Source organism: Onishia niordana (genome assembly GCF_004798965.1).
GTDB lineage: Bacteria > Pseudomonadota > Gammaproteobacteria > Pseudomonadales > Halomonadaceae > Onishia > Onishia niordana.
The window spans coordinates 336858-356699 of record NZ_SDSD01000001.1 but is presented as its reverse complement, the minus strand read 5'-3'; the positions used below and the strand labels follow the sequence as shown (position 1 = coordinate 356699).

Here is a 19842-nt window from a genome sequence, read left to right as displayed (position 1 = left end):
CCTGGCGATGCCAGGCATGTCGTGTGATCTCATGAAGTGCCCGAGTCGGCCGGAAAGCGGGTCGGCTGCAAACTTTCTTTGATCTTTTTCAGGTGACCGAGGAAATCCTCGCCGCGGCGCAGGGTGACGCCTGTCGCCAGCACGTCGATCAGCGCCAAGTGAATCATTCGCGATGTCATTGGCATGTAGACATCGGTGTCTTCGGGCGTGGTGACTTCGAGGGTCTCGGTGCAATGCTTGGACAGCGGCGAGTCGGGTGCGGTAATGCCCAGCACCACGGCGCCATTGCCACGTGCCAAGTGGGCGATCTCGACCAGTTCGCGTGTGCGACCCGTGTAGGAAATGATCACCACCACGTCGCCGGTATGGCAGGATGCAGCGACCATTCGCTGCATTAATACGTCTTCATAGGCCATTACCGGCAGATTGAAGCGAAAGAACTTGTGCTGGGCATCCTGGGCCACGGGCCCCGAGGCCCCAAGACCGAAGAAATGGATCTGCTTGGCCTGAATCAAATAGTCCACGGCCTGCTCGACGCGCTTGGCATCCAACCCACGGCGCGCCTCGTCAAGAGCCGCGATGGTGGCACCGAAGATCTTGTCGCCGTAGTGAGCCGCATCGTCGCCCCGTTCGACGTTGCGGCTGACATAGGGTGTGCCGCCCGCGAGACTCTGGGCCAGCTTGATCTTGAAGTCCGGATAGCCCTTGGCCTCGAAGTTGCGACAAAAGCGGTTGACGGTCGGCTCACTGACGGAGGCCGACTGGGCCAGGGTGGCGATGCTCATGCCGGTGGCGGAGGCGGGATCCTGCAGGATGACGTCGGCCACCTTGCGCTCGGAACGGTTTAGCTCTTCCAGGCGGGCGCGGATACGTGCTATCAGGTCGTGACTGGCCATGCTGAGGGGGAGTCTCCGTGGCGACGAACATGACGAGGCGCCATGGTGGGCACGTATTGCGACACGCGATATTCACGGTGCAGTTTTCGTCATGTGGTGATTTAACTACATTATGGAGGTTATGCTAGCGTGAGTGACGGGGGCGCGCCAAATCGGCGGCATCACCGTGCTACATAAGTGGTAAAGTTACTGATAAATGTTGCCTATCGCTGCATTAATGCCGTATTTTGTATGTAAGTTAACCATATTTCAGGGGGCGAGGCATGACCCGCGATACCCGTTCTCAGGACACTAGCCGCCAGGATGTCGATCTGGCCTTGTTCGGCGCCTTGGGCGACCTGGCCCTGCGCAAGCTATTTCCGGCGCTTTATCAGCTCGATCGTGAAGGGCTGATGCCTGCCGATACCCGCCTGCTTGGTTTGGCGCGTCACGATCTGGGTATCAGTGACTTTCGCGACAAAGTGGCCGCTACGCTGAAGAAACGGGTCAAGCCAAAAGAGCAAGACGCAGAGAGTATTGCTCGCTTCCTCGAACGTATCGACTACGCCAAAGTGGATTTCGCCAAGCTTGATGATTATCAGGCCGTGCGTACTTGGCGGGAAGGGGCTACTCGGCCGATGGTGGTCTATCTGTCGGTACCGGCGAGTATCTATGGTGATATCTGCCGCAACCTTCAGGCAAGCGATAGTCTCGATGATGAGACTCGGGTAGTGGTCGAGAAGCCGATTGGTTATGACCTGACATCTTCCCAGGAAATCAATGATGTCATCGGTGAAGTATTCCCCGAGTCACGCATCTATCGCATTGATCATTACCTGGGCAAGGAGACCGTCCAGAACTTGATCGCGCTGCGTTTCGCCAATCCGCTGTTCGGTACCCAGTGGAACCAGAATCATATCTCCCATGTGGAAATCACCGTGTCCGAGCAGGTCGGTATCGAGGGGCGTTGGGGCTACTTCGATCAAGCGGGCCAGATGCGCGACATGGTGCAGAACCATCTGTTGCAGCTACTTTGCCTCACGGCCATGGATCCCCCTTCGAACCTTGATGCCGATGCCATCCGTGATGAGAAGGTCAAGGTGCTCAAGGCCCTGAAGCCCTTTACTCACGAGTCGCTTGAGCGCGATGTGGTGCGTGGCCAATACATTGCCGGTACCAGTGAAGGTCAGTCGGTGCCGGGCTATCTTGAGGAAGAAGGGGCCAACACCGATAGCCATACCGAGACCTTCGTGGCCATGAAAACCGAGGTCTCGAACTGGCGTTGGGCTGGGGTGCCGTTCTACCTGCGCACCGGCAAGCGCTTGCCCGATAAGCTGTCACAGATCGTCATCCACTTCCGTCAGCAGCCTCACTATATCTTTGATCCGGACCAACGCAGCCTGGCGGCCAATAAGCTGGTCATCCGCCTGCAGCCTGAAGAGGGTATTGCCCTGCAGGTGCTGACCAAGGATGCAGGACTCGACAAGGGTATGCGCCTGCGTACCGGGCCGTTGCACCTGGATTTCAACAGCGCTTTCCCCAAGACACGGATTCCCGATGCCTATGAGCGACTGTTGCTTGAGGTGATGAAGGGACAGCAGTACCTGTTCGTGCGTCGTGACGAAATCGAATACGCCTGGCGTTGGTGTGATCAATTGATTGCCGCCTGGAACGATCGCGATACGCCACCGCGGCGCTATCCTGCGGGTTCCTGGGGGCCAGTGGCATCGATTGCCATGATCACCCAGGATGGCCGAAGCTGGTACGAAGACTATTGATTAGGTGCCGCTATGGCGGCACCACGCTTACTTCACGAGGACGCAAGATGAACACCCGCGAACATTTGGCCCACCAGTTGGCGGAGGCCGTCGCCGAAGCGCTCAGATCCGACCTCGCTCACCAGGAAAGGGCCTTGCTGGTGGTCTCTGGCGGCTCCACGCCGGTACCGTTCTTCCAAGCCTTGGCCAACAAGGCGCTGCCCTGGGCACGCGTCGACGTGACACTCGCCGATGAGCGCTGGGTCGCTGAGTCGGCCTCCGACAGCAATGCGCGCCTGGTTCGCGAGCACCTGCTGACCGGCGAGGCGGCTGTCGCGACCTTCGTGCCGCTGACCACTGGCGACGAGACCCCGGAGCAGGGCACGGCGGTCGTCGGCGAGCGCCTGGCGTCGCTCGCCTGGCCGGCCAGCATGGTCATTCTCGGCATGGGCGGTGATGGCCATACGGCCTCGCTGTTCCCGGACAGCCAGGAGTTACCGCTGGCGCTTTCCACCGAGGAGCCGGTCGTTGCGGTGCGCACCCCGAGTCAGCCTCAGGCACGGATTACGCTGAGTGCCGATCGACTGCATCAGGCCAAGCGCCATGTGCTACATATCAACGGCGAAGACAAGCGCTCCAAGTTGGCCGCGGCGCTGGGTGGGGACGATGTGCAAGCCTTGCCGGTTCGCGCTTTCCTTGCCTGTCCGCTGGCGATCTACTGGGCGCCCTAGGAAACACTGAATGAATGCCTGCGCGTTTCAATCACTGCGTTGCGCGGTGCTCGGAATCCTCACATATACCGCATATGCGCCGGTTCCTGTGCGCCGTGCGCCTTGTGCTTGAACCGCTCGACGATTGATTCAGCGCTTCCTTGATTTTTTGGAGACCATCATGACCATCGACAAACAGCTGCCCTCCACTCGTACCACTGAACTCGACAGCATCTGTCTCAAGGCCGAGGTGATTCCGGTGATCACCATTGAGCGTATTGAAGATGCGGTGCCACTGGCTCGCGCCCTGGTCGAGGGCGGTCTGCCCGTTTTGGAAGTTACCCTGCGCACTGAATGCGCACTCGAGGCCATTCGTCGTATGCGTGAGGCACTACCCGGGGCGAGCATTGGTGTCGGCACCGTGCTGACACCGGCACAGTATCGTCAGGCCGAGCAGGTCGGTGCTGACTTCGTGGTGACACCGGGTGCTACCGAAGCGCTGTATCGCTATGGCGTCGAGAGTCCGGTGCCGATGCTGCCCGGTGTCTCCACCATCTCTGAGCTGATGGCTGGCTGGCAGTATGGCTATCGCCGTTTCAAGTTCTTCCCGGCGGAGTCCAGCGGAGGCGCACAGGCCATCAAGTCCTTCGGCGCACCGATCCCCGAAGCACGTTTCTGTCCGACGGGCGGTATCACCGTCGACAATGCAGACGATTATCTCAAGCTGGACAACGTGATGTGTGTGGGTGGCTCCTGGCTGACGCCCAAGGCACTCATCGAGGCCGAGGACTGGGACGGCATTCGTGAATTGGCACGTCAGGCCGCCGAGCGCTTCCACCATTGAATTTTCGCCCTGAACGTTAACAACTGAGTATTCACTTCTGGGCTTCTTCTACGAACCGCGCTACGACGGTGTATGCCGCCGGCAATCGCGGGTGACGCACGATGCTTGTGTGTCGTTCGACTGCTTCTCTCTCGACAGCTCTGCTGTTGTTCGACCCGCCGCTGGCGGGTCTTTTTTTGGCTGTCGTTATGCTCGCAGCTGCGCTTAAGAATGGGAGTGTTATCGCGTTAAGTCAGGCGACCGGGCTGACGCTCGCTGTCTGTTGGCGATACCAATGAGTAAAGTCTGAGGCGGGTAATGGGCGCGAGTAGTAGTAGCCCTGGGCTGTTTCGCAGCCAAGTTGGCAAAGCAGTGTGGCCTGGGCGGGCTCCTCGATCCCTTCGGCAACGACATCGCAGCCAAAGCTGTGCGCCATGGCGATGACGGTGGCTGCAAGGGTGCGGTCATCCTCGCTGTCGGGTAGGGGGCTTATGAAGGCGCGATCAATTTTCAGGGTACTGACTGGCAGAGTCTTGAGGTAGGCAAGTGATGAGTAGCCGGTGCCGAAATCGTCGATGGCAATACGGATGCCTTCGCGCGCCAAAATAGCCAACTGCTCACGAGCCTGATCGACATCTACCATTAGTCCGGACTCGGTGACTTCCAGCTCCAGGCTGGCACCGGGTAGCTCATGGCGGCGCAGCCGTTCGAGCAACCGTTCGGCGAAGTCCTGCCGGGACAGCTGGCGGGCCGCCACGTTGATGGCAAGGTGGAAGTCCTCATGGAAAAGCGGGTCCTGTCGCCAGGCGACGAGTCGCTCGAGCGCCGCGTCGATGACCCAGTCGCCGATAGCGAGGATGTCGCCACTGGCTTCCGCCAGCGGAATGAAATCTCCCGGTGATATCGCGCCGAAATCAGGGTGATGCCAACGAAGCAGCGCCTCTGCCCCGACCACCCAACCGCGGGAGAGGTCGACCTTGGGCTGGAAGGCCAGACTCATCTCTCCTCGGGCACCGGCAATGCGAAGTGCCTGTTGCAGTTGCAAGCGGTGGCGCTGCTCCTTCTCCAGCGCCTCTGAGTAATATTGAACGAGTGGCATATCGCCGTTGGGCAGGGCCAGTGCGGCCTGGTGTACCAGGCGTTCGGGTTCAAAAGTACTGGCCTTGCTAATGCCGACACGCGCCTTGAGGGGTAGCAGCAGATCGCCTACCTGATGATCCTGATGGATCAGCTGACACAGGTGTTCGGCCAAAGAAACGAGTGCATCGGCATCGGTGGGGCCAGGACAGATCACCAGCCATTCGTTACCGCCCCAAAGACCGACCACATGATCGGGGGGGATCGCCGTTTCGAGTTGCTGGCCAAGCTGATCGAGCAAGGCCTCAATAGTGCGATAGCCATGCAAGCGTACGATGTCTTCCATCCCGTCCAGCGTGATAAAGAGGATGCCGGTAGGGTCGCTCAGCGGGGCCAGGCGTTCGAGTGTCTGCGTCAGGCCGTAGCGGTTGGGCAAGCCGGTTGTCGGGTCTGTTCGTGACTGATGCTCGAGTGCCTGTGTGCGCTGTGCCACCAGGTCCTCGAGAGCATCTGCCTGTTGGTCGCGGACGTCGAAGCGGTGCTGTACCGCGAGCACATTGTGGATGCGCTGTAGCACTTCATCGTGGCGGAAGGGCTTGGTCAGGAAGTCGCGCGCGCCCAGTGACAGCGCCGTGTGTCGCGTCTCGTGATCGTGCTGAGCGGTGAGCACGATCACCGCTGGCGCCTGGTCACCAAAGTGTGTCGAGAGCGCGGCCATGACGCCATGACCGTCAAGGCCCGGCATGCGAATGTCGAGCAGAATCAGGTCCGTATGGTCGACCTCGCATAGTGCTACCACATCGCGACCATCGCTAGTGCTCGCCACATTGTCGAAACCATGCTCGTCGAGCAAATCGAGCAGCAGCTCGACGTTGGCAGGGTTATCGTCCACCACGAGCAGGCGCTTGTGGATCAGATGGGTGTCAGCGGTCAATGCGGCACTCCTTGTGAATCCGTCATCGTGTCCAGCGCTCAATCCAGCAGTCGCTCAAGGGTCTCACGCAAGGACGTGAGATCCAGTGGCTTGGTCAGATAAGCATCGAAGCCGGCCTTGTAGCCGCGCTCCCTATCACGTGCCATGGCGTTGGCCGATAAGGCAACCACGGGCAGGTCGGCATTCGCAGGGTTACGGCGCAGAGCGGCCAGTCCCTGGTAGCCGTCCATGCCCGGTAGGTGTAGATCCATCAACACCAGATCGGGTGAGCGGTGGCGTATCAACTCGATGCCGACTTCGGCGCTAGGCGCTAACTGCAGGTCGAAATCATCGAGCTCATCGATGATATCTTGCATCAGGCGCTGATTGGCCGGGTTATCCTCGATATAGAGCAGGCGGCGTCCCGGTATCTGGTGCTTGGTGTTGTTGCGGGACCTGGCTGTCTTTAAGTGAGTGACTGCATCGCCTTCGGCCAGCGGGAGCTCGAACCAGAAATCGCTCCCCTCGCCAGGAATACTGTCGACCCCGATGGCACCCTGCATGTGTTCCACGAGTTCTCGGGTGATGGAGAGCCCAATGCCGGTTCCTTCGATGGCACTTTTCGCAGCGTTCAATCGCTGGAAAGGCTCGAACAGTTCCGCCCGATATTCCTCGGCAATGCCGTGGCCGGTATCGCTGACAGTGACGCGTGCCCGCTGGTCAATGCGCGTGACATAAAGGTCCACGCGTCCGGCATCACGGTTGTATTTGATGGCGTTGGAAAGCAGGTTCAGCAGTACCTGCTTGGCGCGCGTGTAGTCGGCGATGACGGCCAGGTCTGGGTCAGGAGGTGTAGCATTCAGGGTGATGCCGGCATTCTCTGCGATGCCGGACATGGTGTCGCCGGCGTCCTCGATGAGAGCGCGTAGCGACAGGGATTCCAAAGAGAGTTGCAGGTGACCGGCCTCGATCTTGGCGAGATCCAGCACCTTGTTGATCAGGCCGAGCAGATGCTGGCCGCTTCTCTCGATCTGCCTGACCTGGCGCTGCTGCCGCTCGTTGAGGAGAGACTTGCGGCTGTTGGCGAGAAGCTGAGCGAAGCCGAGAATAGAATTGAGTGGTGTCCGCAGCTCATGACTCATTGAAGACAGGAAGTCACTCTTGGCCAAATTGGCCTTTTCGGCCTGATCCCGTGCACTGGCAAGCTCAGCGATGATGCTCTCGCGCTTGGCGTGTTGACGATAAAAATTGATCAAGAGTGCGCAAGTTGACGTGAAGGGTTCGATCCAATCAAGAAGCGCCTGGTCGAAGCGCTGCGGACTGTTGGCGATGGCATACATGCCGATCACTCCCTCGCCATCGCGAATCGGTACGCCCAGGTAGTTGTACAGGGCAGGATGGCCCGGCGGGAAACCGCCACGCCCGGGGTGAGTCGCCAGATCATCGGTCATCACCGTTTCACCGTGGGCGAACACTCGGCCAAGCAGGCTATCGGGATTATCGAGTGTCATGTCGCCACTGCGCAGCCGCAACATCAAGGCCTTGGATTCCTCGCTCCAGCTCAGGTCGGTAATGGCATGAATCTTCAGCGCGGGATGCCCTTCTACCTCAATGACTTCACCGATCAGCGCATAGTCGCTGCCGGTAAGTTCTTGCAGGCCTTTCATCAGGAACGTCCAGAGGTGTTCTCCTGACATCAGCGCCTGGTAGTCGGTGATCCCCTGGTGAAGCACCTTGAGCAATGCCGCCTGGCGCTGAGCCGCCGTGATGTCGTGGGCGACACCGACGGTGCCGCGAATGTCGCCCTGTGCATCGCGTAGGGGCGATACGGTCACATCGAACACGGTGCCGTTGAGCGGAGGCAGAATGAAGCGCTCGGGTTCACCGCGACGGATCACGGCGTTCTCTGCCTCTGCCAGGCGCTCGGCGATAGAAGAAGGAAGGCGTGCCTCGATCTCATCGGCCGCTGCCGGTGGAGAATCGAGTCCCAGGTGGTCGAGGCAGGCGCGATTGGCCGCCAGGTAGCGGCCACTGGTGCTGCGGGCGTAAATCGGGTCCTTGCTGCCATCGAGGATGGCGCGCAGCAAGGAGCGTTCGCGAACGATTTCCTGGCGGGCCGCATGAATCGCCGTCAGATCGGTCAGGATGCCCAGGAACTCGCTTACCTCTCCATGCTCGTCGTGTAAGGCGTTAACCGCCAGGTGCACGGGAATGGCATGGCCGTCACGATGTTGGGCATTGACCTCCCGGCCGATGCCAATGATACGTGGCGTGCCCCCGGCGAGGTAATTCGCCAGGAAATCGTCGTGCTGATGCCCAATCGACGCAGCCATCAGGCAGGTCACGTTTTGCCCTATTAATGCGTCTGCTTCATAGCCGAGCAGCGACAAGGCGAAGGGGTTGATCTCCTGGATAATCCCCTTGCGGTTAATGCGGACGATGCCGGTGGCTGCCTCTTTGACCAGTGCTTCATAGCGGAGCGCGGTATTCTTGAGGTCTGCTAGGCGCCGAGCCTCTATCTCGGAGGAATCGGACGGTGCTGACATAGGGTCTTTTTGATCGCTGGCCGAGACCAGGCGCCTCCTTGATTACATAGTCATATCCTATTATTTATCAATCGGCCTAAGGTCGGCTAGCTTTATGGCTGCCTGCTAAAACGCTGCCAAATCATCGCCTGTTGGCAGGGCGGCATAGGCACCCGGACGGGTAACGGCATGAGCACCACAGCGACACGCCACATCCACGGCGTGACGCAGCATGGCCTCGTCGTGCCACCAGTCATTGCCGGAGCCCTGGTGTGAAAGATCCTGCTTGGAAAGGGTCGCCAGCAGGCCGCCGATGAAGGCATCACCGCCGGCCGTGGTGTCGACAGCGGTCACCCTGGGCGGGCTGACCTGAAAGGCACTATTGACGGTACGTACGTCGACCGATCCGGGACCATCGGTGATCACAATCAGGCGCACGCCGGCGCTCAGGCGCTCCGCCAGCCAGTCTTCGGCGGGGTGGTCGCCGCGCAGGAAGTCGAGCTCATCGCGCGCCAGCTTGACCAGGTCGGCGCGATCGATCAGCTGCATCACCGGTCCGATCTCGGCCTGGCCGCTTGCCCACAGGTTATGGCGAAGGTTGGCGTCGACGCTTACCAGGCTGCCGCTCTTGGCGGCCATGTCGGCGAGGCTCATGGTGGTCTCGGCGATCGCCTCTTCGGTGAGGCTGTTACTGCACAGATGCAGGATCGCTGGCGATTCAAAGACGCCGGGCGGCAGATGTTCGAGGCGATACAGCAGGTCGGCCGCCGGCGGGCGGTAGAAATCGAAGGTGCGCTCGCCGGCCGCATCGCGGGAGACGAAGGCCAATGCCGTACGCGCCTCACGGGTGCGCACCACGCCCGAAGTATCGACCCCATGGGACTCGAGCTCAGCGGCCAGGAAGTCGCCGAAGTGATCGTCACCCAGCATACCCAGAAAGCGGCTGGGTACGCCCAGCCGCGCGCAGGCCACGGCGACATTGGCTGGTGCGCCGCCGGCATAGGGCGTGAAGGTTTCCGTGCCTTGGGTGTCGTCGCCCAGGCGGCTGGAAAGCATATCGACGAGGGCCTCGCCGAAGGCAATGATGGGCGTCATGTGGAAGTGTCCTGCTTGGCCGATGACGGCGTGGATTTGGCCTTGGCGGTGTGCTTCTTGTTGGTTGGGGTGGCCTTGGCCGTTGCGGTCTCGTTCTGCCTGTCGTTGAAGTGGTTGCGAACCAGCGCTAAAAGCCCCTGGGTAGAAGCATCGAAGTCCTGGCTGTTCTCGTCGATGCGCTCGCTGATTTCGCCGGCGATGCGCTTGCCAAGCTGCACGCCCCACTGGTCGAAGGAGTTGATGTTCCAGATGACACCCTGAACGAAGACCTTGTGTTCGTAGAGTGCAATCAGTGCCCCTAGGTTCCTGGGCGTCAGTTCATCGAGCAGCAGGGTGCTTGAGGGCCGGTTGCCCGGGCAGCTGTAGGGGTCTAGCTGGCTATCGTCCTGGCTACCTTCCATGAAGGCATTGGCCTGGGCGAGCATGTTGGTCAACAGCGCGAAGTGGTGATCCTCGAAGCCTGACTCCGGTTTCAGTGAGGCGATGAAATCAATCGGCACGAATCGCGTGCCCTGGTGCAGCAACTGGAAGAAGGCATGCTGGCCGTTGGAGCCGGTCTCGCCCCAGACGATCGGCCCGGTCTTGTAGTTGACTGGTTGGCCGAAGATGTCCACTGACTTGCCGTTGGACTCCATGTCGAGCTGCTGCAGGAAAGCCGGTAGCTGATGCAGGGCCTGGTCGTAGGGCACGATGGCTTGAGTTTCGGCGCCGTGGAAGTTGATGTACCAGATGCCGATCAGTGCCATCAGTACGGGCATGTTCTCGGCGAAAGGGGCCGAGATGAAGTGATGGTCCATCTCCTGAGCGCCCTCGAGCAACTCGATGAAGCCCTCGAAGCCGATCGACAGCGCAATGGGCAGGCCGATCGACGACCACATCGAGTAGCGCCCGCCGACCCAGGCCCAGAATTCGAAGACGTTTTCCTCGCGGATGCCGAACTCCATGGCGGCCTTGCGGTTGGTCGAGGCGGCAATGAAGTGAGCACCCACGTCGGCGTCTTCGCCGGCACTGTCGAGGAACCAGCGCCGCGCCGTCTTGGCGTTGAGCAGCGTCTCCTGGGTCGAGAAGGTCTTGGTCGAGACGATGAAAAGGGTGGTTGCCGGGTCGAGGCGCTTAAGCACCTTCTGGATATGGGTGCCGTCGACGTTGGAGACGAAGTGGAAATTGAGCTCGGGGTGGCGATGCTTGAGAAGCGCTCGGCAGGCCATGTTGGGGCCGAGGTCCGAGCCGCCGATGCCGATGTTGACCACATCTTTGATGCACTCGCCGCTGTAGCCTTTCCACTCGCCGCTGCGCACTTCTTCCGAGAAGCGCTTGATCTGCGCACGGGTCTGATGGATCTCCGGCATCACGTCTTTGCCATCGACATAGACGGGGTCATCGCTCAGATTGCGAAGGGCCGTGTGAAGCACCGGGCGGTCTTCGGTAACGTTGATGATGTCGCCAGAGAACATCTGGGCGCGGCGTTGCACCAGGGCGGAGTGATCGGCCAGTTCGAGCAGGGTCTTGAGCACTTCATCGGACACCTGATGCTTGGAGTAGTCGAGGAAGAGTCCCCCGACCCGCAGGCTCATCTTCTTGAAGCGCTCGGGGTCGGCCGTGAAGTAGTCACTGATGCGATCATTGGCGGTTTGCTGATGCAGGCGCTCGAGGGCCTGCCAGGTGACGCTGCGGGTCAGTTGAAACATGCCGTCCTCCAGAATGATGGTGGTGTTGTTGTTGTGATGATCGGTTTTAACAGACTTGCCTGTTGTCATGGTCGCCGCATAGATGAATCGAGTCACCTCGCGAGTGAGGTAATTTGTCAGCCGTAAGCTCGCTCAGGCGACACGATGGCTGCGAGCCTCCTCGAGCAGGGCGAACCAGGTGGGGCGCTCAAGGTTCAGGTTGGCGCCAGTCAGTAGTTCATCGATGCGCTCGGGCCTGAGGGTGCCGATAACCGGAACGGGCCGCTGGGGCAGGGCCCTCAGCCAGGCGAGGGCAAGGCCTGCGGAGCTGGTCTCGAGTTCCTCGGCGATCGTCGACAGTGATTCGCCCAGCACGTCCTCGAAGACGATGCCGCCGCCTAAGGGGGACCAGGCCATGGGATGAAGGTCGTCGGCGACCAGGGCGTCATAGCGGCCGTCAAACAGCGGGTCCGGGTAGGCAAGCGACAACTTGAGCTGATGGCCCATCAGCTTGTGCTGCATGGCGTGCTGCAGGCGACGCCATTGTTCGGGGAGGAAATTCGAAACCCCGACCGCCCCAATCTTGCCGTTATCGATCGCCGCGTCCAGCGCGCGTGCGGTGGCCTCGGCATTCATTAGCGGGTCGGGGCGGTGGAGCAGGAAGTGCTCGAGATGCTCGACGCCGAGCCTGCGCAGGGCGTCGTCGATGGCTTGTGTGATGTAGTCAGGTGAGCTGTTGTAATGCTTCACGCCCATCGGCGAGAGGTCGCGATTTGGGGTGACAATGCTTGCCTTGGTGACGATCTTGACCCGCTTGGCGAGCGCTGGCCGAGCGCGCAATGCCTGCCCGAACAAGGTTTCGCCCTGGCGGTCGCCATAGATATCGGCATGGTCGTACCAGCAAAGGCCCTGATCCAGGCGCGCCTCGATCCAGTCGGCCATGGCATCGGGACGATGCAGCGGCTCGTGCTCATGCAGCCGCATCATGCCGAGCAGAAAGGGGGCATTACGAAACAACTCGGTGCTCATCAGTCACTCTCCGCACGAGAAAGGGTCGTGCCCAGCAGGTGCTGGGCGCCGGGGACCAGCCAGACCGGGTCGAGGCGAGTGAACGCGGACTCAACGCACAGGAAATGGCGTCCGGCCTCGACGGAGGTGTCGGCGGGCAGGTCATTGCCCGGATGCCAGACCACTGTCGAGTCACTGCCTTGCTTGGCGATGGTCAGCCGGCGCTCGCCGTCATCCATTACCAACGGCCGGTTGGAGTGATAGATGCGATCCAAGGGGCCACGAATGCCAAGCTCGCCTTGTTGCTCACTTTCGGCAAAACCGGCGCGCTTGTCGAGGTAGCGAGCGCCGGCGAGGCCGGTCAGACGACAGCCCTGGACATCGGCCACGGCCAGGTAGCTGTGCAAAGCGGCGGTCAGCTTGAGGGGTGTTTCGCCGACATGCTCGCTGACAAGCTCCACGTGCAGGCGTTTCGCATTGGCCTGGACGACGGCGCGCACCAGCAATTGAGAATGCAGGCGCTCCGTGGGGGAAAGGTGCAGCTCGAGGCCTTCCTCATGCTCGTCGACGGCGTCCAGGTGCCAGTCGACCAGTCGGGCCGGACCATGCATCGGGCCGGAGCGGTCCGCCGACTCGTCAGCGGTGTGCTCGTCGGCGAACCAGGGCCAGCACAGCGGGATGCCGCCACGAATTGCCCCCGGTCGTTGCTGAGGTGTCGGCGTGACCCACAACCAGCCACCCGGCACCAGGCCGCTATCGTTTTCCTCCGCAACGCCGGTCGCTGAGGCAAGGTCAGACGCCTTTCGCGTGGCTTCGGACGCGTCTAAAGAGCGCGCGGCTTCGGGCGCGGGGAGAAAATGCAGCACTTGAGCGCCTTGCAGCGATACCACAAGCTCTCCCCAGGCTTCGCGGGCCAGCCACAGGGTGCGTCCTTGCCATTCGACCTGGCGTTGTCCGTCGGTGGCGTCCAGCAGTTCGCGCAGGGACCTTGGAATCATTCAACCTCCTCGTTATGCAATGCCTCGGCAGCGCCCAGCAGTCCTGTCCAGGGTGCCGTCACTACCCAGATCGGGATGTCGGCATTGTAAGCGCTCATGCGCCCCTTGTCGGCAAAGGCAGTACGAAAGCGGCTGTCAGGTAGCCAGTCGAGCAGGCGCGGGAGGATGCCGCCGCATAGGTAGACCCCGCCACGGGCACCGATGGTCAGTGCTGCATCGCCGCACACGTCGCCGAGTATCTTCAAGAAGCGTTGCACGCTATCCACGGCGATGGCATCGCCCTCGGCGGCACCGGAAGTGACCTCGGCGGGGCTCTGGAATCGAGGCGTGACACCCAGCAGGGAGGCGTGCGCGCAGTACAGGTCCAGTAGCCCCTGCCCACAAAGAATGCGCTCTACCGAGACACGGCCATAGCGCGAGTGGAAATAGCGAAGCAGGTTCTGCTCCTGCTCGTCGGTGGGCGCAAAGGTCACATGTCCGCCCTCGGTGGGCAGGGGTATCCAGGCGTGCTGGCCGGGAAAGACACCGGCCACACCAAGACCAGTGCCAGGGCCGATGACCAGGCGAATGCTGTGCGCCTGGGCAGAGCCGCCACCCACCGCGACCAGATCGTGTTCAGCAACGTGGGGCACGCCCAGTGCCTGGGCAGTGAAGTCGTTGATGATCTTGAACAGATCAAGGTTGAGTGATTGCTGAACCGCTGTCTTCGAGAAGGCCCAGGCGTTGTTGGTCATCTTCACCCAGTCGTCGTGTACCGGGCAGGCGAAGGCCAGGCAGGCCTCTCGTGGGGCGCGCTCTGTGGCGTGACCGACGCGCGCCAGGTAATCCTCGATCGCGTCCACCAGGTTCGGGTAGTCGGCGCAGGGCAGGCTCAGGATGTCGTGGGGCTCGAAGGTATCCGGCGTCACCAGCGCGAAGCGCGCGTTGGTGCCGCCGATGTCACCGATCAGGGCGGGTCGGGTCATGGACGAGTCTCCGGTTCACGAGAGCGGGTGCCGCCGCTCTCGATCAGGGCGCCAATCAGGGCGGGTCGGGTCATGGGCGAGTCTCCGATGCACGAGAGCGGTTGCCACCGCTCTCGATGAGGGCGCCAATCAGGACGGGTCGGGTCATGGTCGAGTCTCCGGTTCACGAGAGCGGGTGCCGCCGCTCTCGATGAGGGCGCCAATCAGGGCGGGTCGGGTCATGATCGAGTCTCCGATGCACGAGAGCGGGTGCCGCCGCTCTCGATGATGGCGCCAATCAGGGCAGGGCGGGCCACTAGGCGTCCTCTTCCTGGATCTGCTGCTGCTGGCGTGACAGGTCATCCGCCTCGAAGCCGCCGAAGACGCCAGCGCCCTCTTCGGCGCCCATGGCCAGGTGACGAAAGCCAGCAAACAGTTCGCGGCCAAGGCCGGAGTGGTAATGGTCCAGGTTGGCATCGGCCAGGACGCGCTTGCCCCACTCATCGGCATCGACGAGCACGCGGAGCTCGCCGCTATTGGCGTCCAGGTGCACCACGTCCCCTTCCTTGAGTTTGGCCAGCGGGCCGCCGTCGATGGCCTCGGGGGTCATGTGGATGGCGGCAGGCACTTTGCCAGAGGCACCGGACATGCGTCCGTCGGTGACGAGGGCTACCTTGAAGCCACGATCCTGCAGCACGCCAAGGAAAGGTGTGAGTTTATGCAGTTCGGGCATGCCGTTGGCCTTGGGCCCCTGGAAGCGCACCACGACCACGACGTCGCGGTCGAGCTCGCCTGCCTCGAAGGCGGCCTTGAGCTGGTTCTGGTCGTCAAAGATGCGAACTGGCGCTTCCACCACGCGATGTTGTGCTTCGACGGCCGAGATCTTGATCACGCCGCGGCCCAGGTTGCCGTCGAGCACGGTCAGGCCACCGGTCGGGGCGAAGGCCTCGGATACCGGACGCAGCACATCGCGGTCGAGGCTCTCGGTGGGGCCCTCGTGCCAGACCAGCTTGCCGTCCTCGAGGAAGGGTTCCTGTGTGTAGGCGCTCATGTCGGTGCCGAAGACGGTGGCGATGTCCTGGTGGATCAGCCCGGCACCGAGCAGTTCGCGAATCAGCAGGCTCATACCGCCGGCGGCCTGGAAGTGGTTGATGTCGGCCTGACCGTTGGGATAGATGCGCGTCATGCTTGGTACCACTGCGGAAAGGGCAGTGAAGTCGTCCCAGGTGATGGTCAGGCCCGCGGCGGCGGCCATCGCCACCAGGTGCAGGGTGTGGTTGGTAGAGCCGCCCGAAGCCAGCAAGCCGACCATGGCGTTGACAATCGCTTTTTCGTCGACCTGCTTATAGAAGGGGCGATAGTCACCACCGGCCTCGCTGTTGCGGATCGTCTGTTCCGCCGCATAGCGGGTCAGCGCTTCGCGAAGCGGTGTGCCCGGGTTGACGAAGGAGGCGCCGGGCAGGTGCAGGCCCATGATTTCCATCATCAACTGGTTGGAGTTGGCGGTGCCATAGAAGGTGCAGGTGCCCGGGCCATGGTAGGAATCGGACTCGGCCTGCAGCAGCTCCTCGCGGCCGACCTTGCCTTCGGCATACAACTGACGAATGCGGGCCTTTTCCTTGTTGGGCAGGCCGCTGGTCATCGGGCCGGCCGGCACGAAGGTCGACGGCAGGTGACCGAAGCGTGCGGCGCTGATGAACAGTCCAGGCACGATCTTGTCACATACCCCGAGGAAGATCGCACCGTCGAACATGTTATGCGATAGCCCCACCGCGGCGGCCATGGCAATCACTTCACGGGAATAGAGCGATAGCTCCATACCCGGTTGCCCCTGGGTGACACCGTCGCACATGGCCGGCACGCCGCCGGCAAATTGGGCGGTCGACCCCATCGCACGGGCCGCATCCTTGATGGTTTCTGGAAAGGTTTCCAGCGGCTGGTGGGCCGACAGCATGTCGTTATATGACGAAATAATGCCAAGGTTGGCACTGTTCATTAACTTAAGCCGACCCTTGTCGGTTTCGCCGCAGGCAGCAAAGCCGTGAGCCAGGTTGCCGCAGGATAGCTCACCGCGATGGACGCCGCGGCCATGCTGGTCCGCCATCCGGCGCTCATAGAGCGCCCGGCGTTCCTGAGACCGCTCGCGAATGCGCTCGGTGACTTGGCGGACGACGTCGTTTAGAGGAGTATCTTGAATGGCCATGGGCAGCCTCGCTAAGGGATGGTGGATGGCGATGTGTGTAAAGTTAGCAAAAAATTGCCTTGAATGTCGTCATGCTTTGGGCCAAATTAGGGCGCAAATGTAAGATTATTTCATTGAGGGGCAAGACGGCCTTTGATCGTCTTTCGCATGCTTCGGGCATTGTCCCCGTATCCCCCTCTTTTCAACCAAACGCCAGCAGACATCAGAGTGAGGATGCCAATATGACGTTACGCGTAGCCATCAACGGATTCGGTCGCATCGGGCGCAATGTGCTTCGAGCTCTTCACGAGAACGGTTACACCGACCGTATCGAGGTCGTGGCGATTAATGATCTCGGCGACTCCTCGCTCAACGCACACCTCCTCAAGCACGATAGCGTGCACGGGCACTTCCCGCATCGTGTTGAGCATGATGACGAGAGCATCAGCATCGATGGTCAGCGCATCAGCATCTACGCCCAGCGTGACCCGGCAAAGCTCCCATGGAAGTCCCTGAACATCGATCTGGTCATGGAATGTACCGGGCTATTCGTCAAGAAAGCGGATGCCGGCAAGCACCTCGAAGCGGGTGCCGGTCGCGTACTCATTTCCGCGCCGAGTCCGGATGCCGATGCCACCGTCGTGTTCGGCGTCAATGACGACGTGCTGACCGCCGACCACAAGGTCGTGTCCAACGCTTCTTGCACCACCAACTGTCTGGCACCGGTGGCCAAGGCACTCAATGATGCGGTGGGCATCGAGAACGGCCTGATGACTACCGTGCACGCCTATACCAACGATCAGAATCTCTCCGATGTTTACCACAAGGATCCATACCGGGCGCGTAGCGCGACCCAGTCGATGATCCCGACCAAGACCGGTGCCGCAGCAGCGGTCGGCCTAGTGTTGCCCGAGCTTGAAGGCAAGTTTGATGGTCTAGCGGTGCGTATACCGGTCATCAATGTGTCGCTGGTCGACCTGGTGTTCACGGCTGGCCGCGACACCACCAAGGAAGAGATCAACGAGATTGTCGCCAAGGCAGCTGAAGGCTCCGAGGTGCTGGCCGTCAATGCTCAGCCACTGGTGTCCATCGATTTCAATCACGACCCCAACTCCTCCACCTTTGATGCTAACCACACGCGGGTCAATGGTCGCCTGGTCAAGGTGATGGCCTGGTATGACAATGAGTGGGGCTTCTCCAATCGCATGCTGGACACTGCGCTGGCCATGCAGGCCGCTTCCTGAAGCGGTAAAGGGTACGGACATCGCGTCAATCTGCAGTTTCGGCGATCTCACGGCTCCGCTCATGCTCGCAGGCTGGCGGGATGTCCTACTTGCAACAAAGGGGTGCCGAAAGGCACCCTTTTTTCTTGCCTTTCTCTATGACTTCACATTATAGGGTCTCACCCCGGCGACTTAGCTGCTAAGCTTATTGCTTATATTGATCAGTCATCTTCCTCGGATTCTGGAAGTCAGCCATCATGAATAAGGCGGTAGCAGACACACATTGCCTCTTGGGCTCTCAATTGCGTGACCCTGATAGCGGTCGCCAAGGGCGTATTGTGGGCATCGACCAGGCACGTGAAACGCCGGCCCTGTTGGTCAATTGGGGGCAGGCGGGAGTCGAGCGGGTAACGTTGAGTGTTACCGAGCTATCTGACTTGGTGACGGCAAGCCTTGCCCATGAACGCAATACTCGCCGTGAGACCGCGTCCAATGCACGCCAATCTTCTGGCTCCGCATCGGGTGCTGCGCCGCAGTCCTCAGAGGACAAATCTGTTGACCGAGGTACCGCGCCCGCCTCGCAGCCAGCCGAGTACCCTCCCCGGGCAACCGGTAGCGACGGTCGGCGCTGAGCATTGCTGCGCATTGGCTCCGAGCACTGGGCATGGTGCATTGAGTACTCGCTGGTCGTTAATCCTCCCGGACAGCGTGCCAAGTCCTGCTGGCGCGTCATTTTCCCCGGCCTTTGACTGGCCCCCTTCTGATTTCTGAGGTCGCGATGACCGCTCCTTCCCGGCCCGACGAGACGGGTCTTTCGTTTACCTGTGTCGAGGCGATTGCCGCTTTACCCCGTAAGGCCTGGAATGCCCTGGTAGGGGATGATCACCCCTTCCTGCGGCATGAGTTTCTCGATGCGTTGGAAGCTAGCGGCGCGGTATCGCCAGGCACCGGATGGACGCCGAGGCATCTGGCGGTGTGGCGGGGCGATGCGCTAGTAGGTGTGCTGCCAAGCTATGACAAGGATCACTCCTACGGCGAGTATGTCTTCGACTGGGGTTGGGCGGATGCCTGGGAGCGTGCGGGAGGTGATTACTACCCCAAGGCGCTCTCGGCCATTCCCTTTACCCCGGCGCCAGGGCCGCGGCTGGCGCTGGCGCCGGGCGAGGACCGGCAGACCATCATGCGGCTGCTGGCCGACAGCTGGGAGACGCGCGATATCCTGAGTTGGCATCTGCTGTTTGCCGACGACGCCGAAGTCGATGACTGGCAAGCGGCTCGCCCCAACCTCATCGAGCGCAAGGGCGTGCAGTTTCAGTGGCAGGATGCAGGCTTTGGCGATTTCGATGGTTTTCTAGCGGCGATGACCTCACGTCGTCGCAAGGAGATTCGGCGTGAGCGCCGAATCGTCGCCGATCAGGGCCTCAGTCTGCACCGATTAGAGGGCGACGCCATCGACGACGAGGCCCTTGAACACTTCTATCGTTGCTATCAGGTCACCTACATGGAGCGCGGTCGCCAGGGCTATCTCAATTTCGCGTTTTTCAAGCACCTGCGAGACAGACTGCCCGAGGCTCTGTTGCTGATTCAAACGCGCTTACAGGGCAAGCCGGTGGCCGCCGCACTGTGTCTGCAGGGCCGTCACACCCTTTATGGTCGCTACTGGGGGAGTGAGGTAGTGGCCGACTGCCTGCACTTCGAGGCATGTTACTACCAAGGCATCGAGCACTGCCTGGAAAAGGGCCTACGTCATTTCGACCCCGGCACTCAGGGTGAACACAAGATAACCCGCGGCTTCGCGCCGCGCCTGTTGCGCTCGCTGCACTATATAGCCGACCCACGCCTGCATGACGCCGTGGCACGGTTCTGTCGTGAAGAAGGTGCACAGGTCGAGGCCTACCGTCAGCATGCTGAGGCATTGTTGCCCTTCAAGCGTTGAGGTCGCTGCCTACGTACCGAGCTATACCTACGTATCGACCTCGCGGGCGGCGGGCGCTGCTCGCCGCTGGTCAAAAGATGATGGCATAATGCGTGCCATCGAATTTCCC

Annotated in this window: 14 protein-coding genes; 5 read left to right on the top strand and 9 right to left on the bottom strand. The window is 61.1% G+C overall.

Annotated elements, in window-relative coordinates:
• Positions 1 to 29: 29 nt before the first annotated feature.
• On the bottom strand, positions 30 to 896 hold the full coding sequence (locus ETC27_RS01540; protein WP_136253222.1) for a MurR/RpiR family transcriptional regulator: 867 nt from the start codon (positions 894 to 896) through the stop codon (positions 30 to 32).
• A 263-nt stretch (positions 897 to 1159) separates the two neighbouring features.
• Between ETC27_RS01540 and zwf the strand changes: the two genes are divergently transcribed.
• The 3 genes from zwf to ETC27_RS01525 all read left to right on the top strand — a co-directional run bounded on the left by zwf (position 1160) and on the right by ETC27_RS01525 (position 4186).
• Positions 1160 to 2653, top strand: a complete 1494-nt coding sequence (gene zwf / locus ETC27_RS01535; protein ID WP_136253221.1) for a glucose-6-phosphate dehydrogenase — start codon at positions 1160 to 1162, stop codon at positions 2651 to 2653.
• A gap of 47 nt (positions 2654 to 2700) precedes the next feature.
• Positions 2701 to 3363 carry a 6-phosphogluconolactonase gene (pgl, locus tag ETC27_RS01530; protein ID WP_136253220.1) on the top strand — a complete coding sequence of 221 codons (663 nt, stop codon included), beginning with the start codon at positions 2701 to 2703 and terminating at the stop codon, positions 3361 to 3363.
• A gap of 160 nt (positions 3364 to 3523) precedes the next feature.
• Positions 3524 to 4186: a bifunctional 4-hydroxy-2-oxoglutarate aldolase/2-dehydro-3-deoxy-phosphogluconate aldolase gene (locus ETC27_RS01525; protein ID WP_136253219.1), complete on the top strand. Its 663-nt coding sequence runs from the start codon at positions 3524 to 3526 to the stop codon at positions 4184 to 4186.
• Between the two features lie 232 nt (positions 4187 to 4418).
• Here ETC27_RS01525 and ETC27_RS01520 read toward each other — a convergent pair whose 3' ends face one another.
• From ETC27_RS01520 to edd, 8 genes are all read right to left on the bottom strand, one after another.
• Positions 4419 to 6176: a putative bifunctional diguanylate cyclase/phosphodiesterase gene (locus tag ETC27_RS01520; RefSeq protein WP_240724753.1), complete on the bottom strand. Its 1758-nt coding sequence runs from the start codon at positions 6174 to 6176 to the stop codon at positions 4419 to 4421.
• Positions 6177 to 6214: 38 nt separating this feature from the next.
• Positions 6215 to 8701, bottom strand: a complete 2487-nt coding sequence (locus ETC27_RS01515) for an ATP-binding protein (RefSeq protein ID WP_136253218.1) — start codon at positions 8699 to 8701, stop codon at positions 6215 to 6217.
• 105 nt (positions 8702 to 8806) lie between these two features.
• Positions 8807 to 9775, bottom strand: a complete 969-nt coding sequence (locus ETC27_RS01510; RefSeq protein WP_136253217.1) for a carbohydrate kinase family protein — start codon at positions 9773 to 9775, stop codon at positions 8807 to 8809.
• Positions 9772 to 11463, bottom strand: coding sequence for a glucose-6-phosphate isomerase (gene pgi, locus ETC27_RS01505; protein WP_240724792.1), 1692 nt, complete (start codon positions 11461 to 11463; stop codon positions 9772 to 9774). Before pgi ends, ETC27_RS01510 begins: the two co-directional genes overlap by 4 nt.
• A gap of 132 nt (positions 11464 to 11595) precedes the next feature.
• Positions 11596 to 12471, bottom strand: coding sequence for an aldo/keto reductase (locus ETC27_RS01500; RefSeq protein WP_136253216.1), 876 nt, complete (start codon positions 12469 to 12471; stop codon positions 11596 to 11598).
• On the bottom strand, positions 12471 to 13448 hold the full coding sequence (locus ETC27_RS01495) for an aldose epimerase family protein (protein WP_136253215.1): 978 nt from the start codon (positions 13446 to 13448) through the stop codon (positions 12471 to 12473). The genes ETC27_RS01500 and ETC27_RS01495 overlap by 1 nt, the downstream gene beginning before the upstream one ends.
• Positions 13445 to 14413 carry a glucokinase gene (gene glk, locus ETC27_RS01490; RefSeq protein ID WP_136253214.1) on the bottom strand — a complete coding sequence of 323 codons (969 nt, stop codon included), beginning with the start codon at positions 14411 to 14413 and terminating at the stop codon, positions 13445 to 13447. The genes ETC27_RS01495 and glk overlap by 4 nt, the downstream gene beginning before the upstream one ends.
• 295 nt (positions 14414 to 14708) lie before the next feature.
• Positions 14709 to 16595, bottom strand: coding sequence for a phosphogluconate dehydratase (gene edd, locus ETC27_RS01485; RefSeq protein ID WP_136253213.1), 1887 nt, complete (start codon positions 16593 to 16595; stop codon positions 14709 to 14711).
• A 221-nt stretch (positions 16596 to 16816) separates the two neighbouring features.
• On the opposite strand from edd, the gene gap reads away from it, so the two are divergent.
• A complete protein-coding gene (gap, locus tag ETC27_RS01480) occupies positions 16817 to 17818 on the top strand; it encodes a type I glyceraldehyde-3-phosphate dehydrogenase (RefSeq protein ID WP_136253212.1) in 1002 nt (333 codons plus the stop codon).
• A 757-nt stretch (positions 17819 to 18575) separates the two neighbouring features.
• Positions 18576 to 19733 carry a GNAT family N-acetyltransferase gene (locus ETC27_RS01475; protein ID WP_136253211.1) on the top strand — a complete coding sequence of 386 codons (1158 nt, stop codon included), beginning with the start codon at positions 18576 to 18578 and terminating at the stop codon, positions 19731 to 19733.
• Positions 19734 to 19842: the final 109 nt, after the last annotated feature.